Raw genomic sequence first — 10011 nt, 5'->3', positions numbered from 1 at the left:
CCGGCGCCGCCGGCGTCTCGGATCGGCCCGATATGCTGCCGCGATGGACGCCAGTGAGCTCGCCTTCGCCGGCCCGGCCGCTCAGGCGCGGATGCTGGCCGACGGCGCTTTGACCGCCCCGGAACTGCTCGAGGTCTACCTCGACCGGATCGCGCGCCTGGACAGCGAGCTGCGCTGCTACCGCGTGGTGCTGGCCGACAGTGCGCGTGACGAGGCGGCCGTGGCGCAGCAGCGGCTCGACGCCGGTGAGCGGCTGCCGCTGTTGGGGGTGCCGATCGCGGTCAAGGACGACGTCGACGTCGCCGGGGAGGTGACGGCCTACGGCAGCGGCGCCCACGGCCCCGCCGTGACGAGCGACGCGGAGATGGTCCGTCGCCTGCGCGCCGCCGGGGCGGTCATCCTCGGCAAGACGAATGTGCCCGAGCTGATGATGTTTTCCTACACCGAGTCGCTGACCTTCGGGGCCACGCGCAACCCGTGGGACCTCACGCGCACGCCCGGTGGCAGCAGCGGCGGCAGCGCGGCGGCGGTGGCCGCCGGACTGGCCCCGCTGGCGACGGGATCCGACGGCGGCGGCTCCATCCGCATCCCGGCGATCTGGTGCGGCCTGTTCGGCCTCAAACCGCAACGCGATCGGGTCTCGCTGGAACCGCACGACAACGCGTGGTCCGGGGCCTGGTACGGGTTGAGCGTCAACGGCCCGCTGGCCCGCTCGGTGCTGGACGCGGCCGTGTTCCTCGATGTGACGGCCACCGGGTCCGCGGCGCCCGGGCCCGCGGCGCCCGGTGCCGAGGGGGAATTCGTGGCCGCGGCGGGGCGCCACCCAGGCAGGCTGCGAATCGCCTTGAGCACCAAGGTCCCGACGCCGCTGCCCGTGCGGGTCGGGAAGGCCCAGCTGGCGGCGGTCGAGGAGGCCGGCGCGTTGCTGCGCGAGCTGGGCCACGAGGTGATCCACGCCGACCCCGAGTACCCGCCCGCGGCCATCCTGGCGAACTACCTGCCCCGCTATCTGCGCGGGATCAGCGACGACGCGGACGCGCTGGCGCACCCGGAGCGCATGGAAGCCCGCACCCGCACCATCGCGCGCCTGGGGTCGCATTTCTCCGACCGGCGGATGGCTGACCTCGCCGCCGCGGAACCGGCACTGAGCGCCCGGATCCAGTCGATCTTCGACGACGTGGACGTCGTCGTCACACCGGGCAACGCGGCGGGCCCGTCGCGCATCGGCGCCTACCAGCACCGGGGCGCGGTGTCGACGCTGCTGCTGGTGGCGCAGCGGGTCCCCTACCAGCAGATCTGGAACCTGACCGGGCAGCCCGTCGCGGCCGTGCCGTGGGACTTCGACGGCGACCGGCTGCCACTCGCGGTGCAGCTCATCGGCCGGCCGTACGACGAGGCCACGCTGTTGTCGTTGTCCGCGCAGATCGAGTCGGCACGGCCCTGGGCCCACCGGCGGCCGCCGTTGTCATGACGCGGCAGCTCAACGGCGCCGACCCGACGCGGCGGCCCGCCAGGCGCGCAGCTTGGCCTCCACCGGCACGGCATGCGCCGGGCTGGTCGACGGCAGCCGTTCGCAATGCACGTGTTGCGCGGCGGGCGCCAGCCTGCGGTGCAGCGCGGCGGCCTTCGCGCCGTTGAAGTACACCCGCATGATCCGCGGGTGCTCGGCGAGGAATCCGCCGAAGTCGTTGACCACCAAGCTTTTCGCCTCGATCGCCGAGTCCGCGCTGCCGACGCGACGGCACGCGTGCAGCACGTCCCACAGGGCGACCCCATGGGACCGCAGCGCCGCGAGCCGCGCGTCGTACGGCGCCGTCGCATCGAAGCCGAAAAGTCGACTCATGATCGGCCAGAACGCATTTCGTGGGTTGGCGTAGTACTGGCCCGCCGCCAGTGACAGCGCACTCGGGAACGAGCCCAGGATCACCACCGTGGCACGGTCGTCGGCGACCGGGGGCAATCCCTGCAGAAGTGGCGAGGCCATCGTTGACTGTATCTTTGTCGATAGCAGATCTTTGTCGATAGCAGATCTTTGTCCATAACAGCCGCCTTCGTCGGAAGACCGAGCAGTGCAGTCCGTGAAGTTCGCTCGCCGTGCCGTGATTCCCACACCGGCCTCGCCGTGACCGCGGGGCGGGGCGAACGGCTCGCGATCCGCGCCGGCCAGATGTTCGACGGGTACCGGTTCCGCGGTGGCTTTCACGGTGGCCCGGTGACGGTCATGGTCGAGGACGGCCGGATCGGCGCCGTCGAGTTTGCCAGCGCCGGCTGCCCGCCGGACACGACGCTCGTCGACCTGGGCGGGGCGGCGCTGTTGCCGGGGCTCATCGACGCGCATACGCACCTGTGCTGGGACCCCGCCGGCGATCCCCAGGCCCTGGCCGACACGGCCCACGACGCGCTGGCCGACCGGGCGCGACGGCACGCCGCGGCCGCGCTGAGTGCGGGGATCACCACGCTGCGCGACCTCGGTGACCGCGACTTCGCGACCCTGACGCTGCGCGAGGAATACCGGCGCGGCGCGCAGGTGGGGCCGGAGCTGCTGGTCTCCGGTCCGCCGCTGACCCGCCGCGGCGGGCATTGCTGGTATCTGGGCGGTGAGGCCGAGGACACCGGGGCGCTCGTCGCCGCGGTGCGGGAGCGGGCCGACCGGGGCGTGGACTGGGTGAAGATCATGGCGACCGGCGGTTTCATGACGACCGGGACCGACCCGTGCCGGCCGCAGTACAGCGCCGACGAACTGGCCGCGGTCGTCGACGCCGCGCACCGGGCGGGGTTGCCGGTGACCGCGCACGCGCACGCCACCGCCGGTATCGCGGCCGCGGTCGCCGCGGGGGTCGACGGGATTGAGCACTGCACGTTCCTCACCGAGAGCGGTGTCGCCGCCAGCCCGGAGGTCGTCGAGGCGATCGTCGGTCGGGGCGTGTGGTGCGGGATCACGATCGGCCGCGCCCTGCCCGAGATGCCGGACGACATCAAGGCGCTGATGGAGGGCGTGTGGCGGAACATCCGCCGGCTCATCGACGCCGGCGCCCGCGTCGCCTTCTCGACCGACGCCGGTATCGAGCCCGCCAAAGCCCATGACGTGCTACCCGACGAACTGGCGGAGCTGGTCCGGCACGGCTTCACCACCACGGAGGCACTGACCGGAGCCACCTCCGCCGCCGCCGACAGTTGCGGGCTGGGGCGCCGCAAAGGCCGTATCGCCGCCGGTTACGACGCCGACCTGCTCGCCGTTCCCGCCCGCGTAAAGCAGGACCTCACCGCGCTGCGTGACGTCGAGGCCGTCTGGCGCGCCGGCAGGCGGGTGGCCGGACGTGGGTGAGGGCATCGACGAGCCGGGCATCGACGGGCGCGCGCCGGCTCAAGGGCGTCAAAAGCGACGTGAAACTCTTCCGGATTCGCCGGGGGACCGGCTGAGCCATCCCGCATGGGCAGGCCCGGCGCGACGCTAGGGGCGTGCAACTCCGTCATGCGCGGGTGCTACGCGGCCGGCTGTGTACCCCATCGTCCGGCTCTTTGATTTCGGTCGCTTCCGGGCCTGCTTCCCTTCCGAAAATACGCCGTCCCGGCGCCCAGATCAACGATTTTCCCAGCTCTGAGGCGCCGGGGGCGTCCCCGGTTCCGCCGACGGCGAACACCCTTCCATTCAGTGTGTAACGATGTAATTATGTAATCATGAAACCCCATCACACACACCACCGGCACGGTCGCGCGGGCGGCTGGCAGCAGGCCGGGCAGCCGGATGCGGGCGACGCCGGCGAATGGTTCGCCGGGCGTATGCCCGAAGGGTGGTTCGACGGCGACCCGACGGTCATCGTCGACCGCGAGGAGATCACGGTCGTCGGGAAGTTGCCGGAATCCGAGGGCGACGCAGACAGCGAGGCCCGCGCGGCCGGCCGGGCGTCGCGGTTCCGGGAGGAAACCCGTTCGGAGCGGATGCGCATCGCCGAGGAGGCGCAGGACCGCTACGGCCGCAAGGTCTCCTGGGGTGTCGAGGTCGGCTCCAAAACCGGCACCGAGCGAATCCTGTTCACGCACATCGCCGTTCCGGTGATGACGCGCCTGAAGCAGCCCGAACGCCGGGTGCTCGACACGCTGGTCGACGCCGGGGTCGCCCGGTCGCGCGCCGACGCGCTCGCCTGGACGGTCCGGCTGGTGGGTGAGCACACCGAGGAGTGGCTGGCCAAGCTGCGCGACGCGATGACGGCGGTCGACGACCTGCGCGCGCAGGGGCCGGGCCTGCAGCCGTGAGCCCGGCCCGCGCTGACGAGATCCACCCGGCCGCCGTCATCCCCGGAGGCGGCCGGGTCAGGCCCGCGTCATCGCGTAGTAGGCCCCCTGTTGTGCCAACAGTTCGGCGTGCTTGCCCTGCTCGACGATGCGGCCGGACTCGACCACCACGATCCGGTCCGCATCGCGGATCGTCGAAAGGCGATGCGCGATGATGAAACTCGTCTTGTCCTGGCGAAGCTGACGTAGGGCCCGCTGGACGAGTGTTTCGGTCCGGGTGTCGACCGAGCTCGTCGCCTCGTCCAGGATCAACAGTTGAGGACGGGCCAGGAATGCCCGCGCGATCGTGATGAGTTGCTTTTCGCCGGAACTGATGTTGCCGCCGTCGCCGCTGACCCGGGTTTGGTAGCCGGCGGGCAGCGTCTGCACGAACCCGTCGACGTAGGCGGCCCTGGCGGCTTGGACCACGTCGTCGCGGCTCGCCTCCGGCCGCCCGTAGGCGATGTTCTCCGCGATCGTCCCGTCGAAGAGCCAGGTGTCCTGCAGTACCATCCCGATCCGCGACCGCAGCGATTGCCGGCTCATCGTGGTGATGTCGACCCCGTCGAGCAGGATCCGGCCGGAATCAGCATCATAGAAACGCATCAGCAGATTCACCAGGGTGGTCTTGCCGGCGCCGGTGGGCCCGACGATGGCCACCGTGCTGCCCGGTTCGGCCACCAGCGAGAGGTCCTCGATCACCGGGATGCCCTGCCGGTAGGAAAAACTCACGTGCTCGAACTCCACGCGACCACCGGGCCGCGCGCCCTGGCCGTTGCGCCGCGACACGGGCCGGGGGTCCGCAGCTTCCTCGGCCTCGTCCAGCAGTTCGAAAACCCGCTCGGCGCTGGCGACACCGGACTGCAGGGTGTTGTACATTCCGGCCACCTGGCTCAGCGGCGAATTGAACTGCCGGACATATTGAATGAAGGCCTGGATGTTGCCGAGGGTGATCTGCCCGGTGGCCACCTGCAGACCGCCCACGACGGCGACAGCGACGTAGCCGAGGTTGCCGACGAACGTCGTCGCCGGCGCGACCAGACCCGAGTTGAACTGGGCGCCGACGCCGGCGTGGTACAGCTCGTCATTGAGCCGGCGGAACTGCTCGCGTGCCGCGGCCCGGTGGCCGAAGGTCTGGACCACCGTGAAGCCGCTGTAGGTCTCCTCGATGTGGGCATTGAGGAGACCCGTGCTGGCCCACTGGGCCGCGAACAGGCGCTGGGAGCGCCGCGCGATCGCAGCCGTCGCCAACAGCGACAGCGGCACCGTCAGCACTGTGATCACCGCCAGCGTCAGCGAGATCGACACCATCATCGCCAGCACGGTCACCACGGTCAGCGCGGACGTCAACAACTGGCTGAGTGTCATCGCCAGCGACGACTGGAGATTGTCGATGTCGTTGGTGACCCGGCTCAGCAACTCGCCGCGCTGGCGGCCGTCGAAGTAGGCCAGCGGCAGCCGGTGTACCTTGTCCGCGGCATCGGCGCGCAGCGCCACCAGGGTGCGCTGCAGGGTGGTGTTGAGCAGCCGGGCCTGCGCCCAGATCAGCAGTGCCGAAACCAGATAAAAAGCCAGGGCTACCGTCAGGGTTCGCCCGACCGCGTCGAAGTCCACGCCCCGGCCTGGCACCACATTCGCCCCCGAAAGTAGATCGGCGAAGGTGTTGTCGCCGCGGGCCCTAGCTGCGGCGACGGCCTGCGCTTTCGTGATGCCCGCGGGCAGTCGCCGCCCGAGCATCCCGTTGAACAGCAGATCGGTCGCGTGCCCGAGGATCCGCGGGACGATCACCCCGATCGCCGTGCCGGTGACGCCCAACACGATCACCGCGGCGGCCAGGCCTCGTTGCGGTCCAAGCCGTTTGACCAGCCGGGCGGCCGAACCCCAGAAGTGGGGGGACCGCGCCGCGGGGACGGGAGCCCGGCTGACTGGCGCCGTCACGGCGCGCCCCCCACCTGACCGGATTGCAGGGCGGTCACCGACTGGGAGTCGGCGAACTCCGCATAGGTCGCACAACCGGCCAGCAGCGAATCGTGGTTGCCCGCACCGACGAGTCGCCCGTCGTCGACGACGATCACCTGGTCGGCCTGGGCTGCGGTCGAAATACGCTGTGTGACAACGATGATGGTGGCTGCGCCAGCGGTGTCCCGCAGCGAGGCGCGTACCCGCGCGTCCGTGTGCACGTCGAGCGCGGCGAATGCGTCGTCGAACAGGTACACGGTGGGCCGGCGGATGACGGCTCGGGCGATGGCCAGCCGCTGCCGTTGTCCGCCCGAGAGATTGATTCCCCCCTGCGCGACCCGCATGCCCAGCCCGTCGGAATGTGCTCGCACGAATCCGTCGGCGGCGGCCACCTCCAGCGCGTCCCACATTTGGGCCTCGGTCGCCCCGGCGCTGCCGTAGCGCAGGTTGTCGGCAACCGTCCCGGTGAACAGGTAGCCGCGTTGGGGGACCAGTCCGATCGCCGACCACAGCCGCTCGGTGTTGTAGTCGCGGACGTCGACGTCGTCGATGAGGACGGCGCCGTCGGTCACGTCGTAGAGGCGGCAGATCAGCGACACCAGCGTCGATTTGCCCGATCCGGTGCTGCCGACGATCGCGGTGGTGGTGCCAGGTGTCGCCGTCAGCGAGAAGTCCTGCAACACAGGACGTTCGGCGCCCGGGTAGGTGAACGTCACGCCCGCCACCCGCACGACGCCGGTGATGCCCGCCGGGGGGAACTTCGGGCTGGGCGGGTTGGTAACGGCGGGGCGCGTGGACAGCACCTCGGTGATGCGTTCGGCGCACACCGACGCCCGCGGCAGCACCACCAGCGTCATGGTCGCCATCAGCACCGCCATCAGGATCTGGGTGAAGTAGGCCAGGAACGCCGTCAGCGCGCCCACCTGCATCTGGCCCCGGTCGATGCGCAGGCCGCCGAACCAGATGAGCGCGACGCTGGAGGAGTTGATGGTCAGCGTGGTCACCGGCAGCATCAGCGCCTGCCAATTACCCACGCTCAGCGCGGTGTTCGACAGCGCGGCATTGGCGCGGGCGAACCGTGCGCGCTCGAAGCCCTCGCGGGCGAACGCGCGCACCACTCGCACACCGGAGAGCTGGTCGCGCATCACCCGGTTGATGCCGTCGATCAGGCGCTGCATCCCGCGCAGCAGCGGCAGCATGTGCGACATGATCCAGTAGTTGGCGATCGCCATGACCGGGACGCTGATCAGCAGCAACCACGTCAGCGCGGCCTCCTGGTCGATCGCCATGGCGATCCCGCCGACGCACATGATCGGAGCGGTGACAAGCACGGTGCCCGAGATCTGCACCAGGTACTGGATCTGCCGGACGTCGTTGGTGCTGCGGGTCAGCAGCGTCGGCGCGCCTAAACGCGCGGTTTCGCGCTCGGAGAAGGTCGTGACGTGGTCGAACACCGCCTCGCGCAGGTCGCGCCCGAATCCCATTCCGGTGCGGGACCCGACGTAGGTCGCCCCGACCGCGCACAGCACCTGCAAACCGGTGACGGAAAGCATCACCAGGCCGAGTCTGATGATGGTCGCGGTATCGCCCTTGGACACGCCGTCGTCGATGATCGCGGCATTGACCGTCGGCAGGTACAGCGACGCCAGCGTGGTGGCGATCTGCAGCGTCATCAGCACCGCGACCAGCCGGCGGTAGGGCCGGATGTACTGGCGCAGCAGTGCCAGGAGCATGGGGTAACTCTCGCATACGCGTCGCGCCGCGCGGCTAAGCACGGGCACGATCGGGAGAATGGAAATGCCTGCTCAGCTGGCGCGCCGGTGGTTGGCTCGCGGGGCTGCCGCTACAGTGCATCGTGTGGAGCATCGTGTGGACGAGCAGCAGGCCGAGGAAATGCGGAGTAGCGGTGCGGCGTAAGCGTGCGACCCTGGCCATCACCGCGGCGGCCTTGACTGTCCTGATCCTCGCGGTTTCGGCGTGCTCAAGTTCAGGCGGCAACAAACCGGGTGCGACGGCGCCCTCGGCGCCGGGAAGCGCCGATGGCCACCACGGCCCGATGTTCCCGCAGTGCGGTGGCATCAGCGATCAGACGATGGCGGACCTGACGAAGATGACCGGATTGGTCAACACCGCACGCAACTCGGTGGGGTGCCAGTGGCTGGCCGGCGGCGGAATCCTCGGCCCGCACTTTTCCTTCTCCTGGTATCGTGGCAGCCCCATCGGCCGGGAACGCAAGACCGAGGAACTTTCGCGCGCCAGCGTCGACGACATCAACATCGACGGCCACGGCGGCTTCATCGCCGTCGGCAACGAACCCAACCTCGGCGATTCGTTGTGCGAGGTCGGTATCCAGTTCCAGGACGACTTCATCGAATGGTCGATCAGCTTCAGCCAGAAGCCGTTCCCGCCGCCCTGCGACATCGCCCGCGAGCTCACCCGTCAGTCGATTGCGAATTCCAAATGATGACCAGAAGAGGTGTGCGTCCCGGCGTGACGCTCGTGGTCGCCGCGCTGTTGGTGTTGGGCGGGTTGGTGCTGACCGGTTGTTCGAAGTCGGTCGGTGGGAACGCCGTGAAGGCCGGCTCGGGCAGCGTGCCGCGCAACAACAATTCCCAGCAGCAGTACCCGAACCTGCTCAAGGAATGTGAGGTGCTGACCACCGACATCCTGGCCAAGACGGTCGGTGCCGATCCGCTCGACATCCAGAGCACGTTCGTCGGCGCGATCTGCCGGTGGCAGGCGGCCAACCCGGCCGGCCTGATCGACATCACCCGGTTCTGGTTCGAGCAGGGCAGCCTGAGCAACGAGCGCAAGGTCGCCGACTTCCTGAAGTACAAGGTCGAGAGCCGCAACATCGCGGGGATCGATTCGATCGTGATGCGCCCGGACGACCCCAACGGCGCGTGCGGGGTCGCCAGCGACGCGGCCGGGGTGGTCGGCTGGTGGATCAATCCCCAGGCGCCGGGCATCGACGCGTGCGGACAGGCCATCAAGCTCATGGAGCTGACGCTGGCCACCAACTCCTAGCGCGGCGACGATGCGGCCCGCGCTGCGGGCCGAGGAGGAGCCGTGCTATCGGGCTCAGCGCCGCGACGATGCGGCCCGCGCTGCGGGCCGAGGAGGAGCCGTGCTATCGGGCTCAGCGCGGAACCTCGAAACCGACCAGCGTGGCTCCGCCCGGCTCCAGGTCCTCCCATCCACACGGCACGGCGAACACGGCGATCGCCGACGTCGGGAACTTCGCCGCGATGCGCTCGGCGACGGCGACGTCGGTGTCGTCGGCGCCGGCCAGCACCAGTGCCAGGTTGGACATCGTCGGTTCGTGCCCGACGACGAGCAGGGTCTTCACCTCGTCGTCCACCGTGTTGATCTCCTCGATGACGGCGCCTGGGGCGGCGCCGTAGAGTTGCTCGGCGTAACGCGTCGGGGCGTCGATACCCGTGCGCGCCAGGGTCTGCCGTGCACGGGTCGCCGTCGAGCACAACACCGAATCGACGGTTGGCGCGTTGGCGCGCAGCCAGTCACCGGCCAGCGCCGCTTCGCGGATGCCGCGGGTGGCCAGGGGCCGGTCGTGGTCGGCCACCCCGGCGGGGTAGTCGGATTTCGCGTGCCGCAGCAGCAGCAACGTGCGCTGTCCGTTCATCGGCATCACGGTAATCAATGGGTCACAAGGGCCGCTATGCCGCGTCGTCGTCTTCGTTGTCGTTGTCGTTGTCGTTGTTTTTGTGGTGGAGGAGTTTTTCGGGGTGCCAGTGGGTGTTGGTGGGGGGTTGGTGGTGT

Annotated in this window: 9 protein-coding genes; 5 read left to right on the top strand and 4 right to left on the bottom strand. The window is 69.7% G+C overall.

All coding sequences use genetic code 11. The annotated features are described in order from the left end of the window. Nucleotides 1-43 precede the first annotated feature (43 nt). Entirely contained in the window at nt 44-1471 is a 1428-nt protein-coding gene (locus tag AC2VOK_RS12430; protein WP_428900742.1) for an amidase, read from the top strand. A 9-nt stretch (nt 1472-1480) separates the two neighbouring features. Here AC2VOK_RS12430 and AC2VOK_RS12425 read toward each other — a convergent pair whose 3' ends face one another. Further along, a complete protein-coding gene (locus AC2VOK_RS12425) occupies nt 1481-1984 on the bottom strand; it encodes a DNA-deoxyinosine glycosylase (protein WP_428900739.1) in 504 nt (167 codons plus the stop codon). 183 nt (nt 1985-2167) lie between these two features. On the opposite strand from AC2VOK_RS12425, the gene AC2VOK_RS12420 reads away from it, so the two are divergent. After that, nucleotides 2168-3325, top strand: a complete 1158-nt coding sequence (locus tag AC2VOK_RS12420) for an amidohydrolase family protein (protein ID WP_428900741.1) — start codon at nt 2168-2170, stop codon at nt 3323-3325. Between the two features lie 353 nt (nt 3326-3678). Beyond that, the gene (locus AC2VOK_RS12415; RefSeq protein ID WP_428900738.1) at nt 3679-4254 is read left to right on the top strand and encodes a hypothetical protein; all 576 of its coding nucleotides are present in this window, start codon (nt 3679-3681) and stop codon (nt 4252-4254) included. A gap of 57 nt (nt 4255-4311) precedes the next feature. Here the strand turns inward: AC2VOK_RS12415 and AC2VOK_RS12410 are convergent, their stop codons facing one another. Together AC2VOK_RS12410 and AC2VOK_RS12405 are read right to left on the bottom strand one after the other, a co-directional pair. Beyond that, entirely contained in the window at nt 4312-6210 is a 1899-nt protein-coding gene (locus AC2VOK_RS12410; protein ID WP_428900737.1) for an ABC transporter ATP-binding protein, read from the bottom strand. After that, nucleotides 6207-7964 carry an ABC transporter ATP-binding protein gene (locus AC2VOK_RS12405; RefSeq protein ID WP_428900736.1) on the bottom strand — a complete coding sequence of 586 codons (1758 nt, stop codon included), beginning with the start codon at nt 7962-7964 and terminating at the stop codon, nt 6207-6209. Before AC2VOK_RS12405 ends, AC2VOK_RS12410 begins: the two co-directional genes overlap by 4 nt. A gap of 194 nt (nt 7965-8158) precedes the next feature. Here AC2VOK_RS12405 and AC2VOK_RS12400 point away from each other — a divergent pair, with 194 nt between their 5' ends. Next, nucleotides 8159-8695 carry a DUF3558 domain-containing protein gene (locus AC2VOK_RS12400; RefSeq protein WP_428900740.1) on the top strand — a complete coding sequence of 179 codons (537 nt, stop codon included), beginning with the start codon at nt 8159-8161 and terminating at the stop codon, nt 8693-8695. Then, the gene (locus AC2VOK_RS12395) at nt 8695-9258 is read left to right on the top strand and encodes a DUF3558 domain-containing protein (RefSeq protein ID WP_428900735.1); all 564 of its coding nucleotides are present in this window, start codon (nt 8695-8697) and stop codon (nt 9256-9258) included. Before AC2VOK_RS12400 ends, AC2VOK_RS12395 begins: the two co-directional genes overlap by 1 nt. A 112-nt stretch (nt 9259-9370) precedes the next feature. Here AC2VOK_RS12395 and AC2VOK_RS12390 read toward each other — a convergent pair whose 3' ends face one another. Next, nucleotides 9371-9874 (bottom strand): SixA phosphatase family protein, encoded by a 504-nt coding sequence (locus AC2VOK_RS12390; RefSeq protein ID WP_428900734.1) that lies wholly within the window; start codon nt 9872-9874, stop codon nt 9371-9373. Between the last annotated feature and the right edge of the window lie 137 nt (nt 9875-10011).

The organism is Mycobacterium sp. TH-M116 (assembly GCF_057473685.1).
This window is presented reverse-complemented; position numbering and strand designations above follow the sequence as displayed.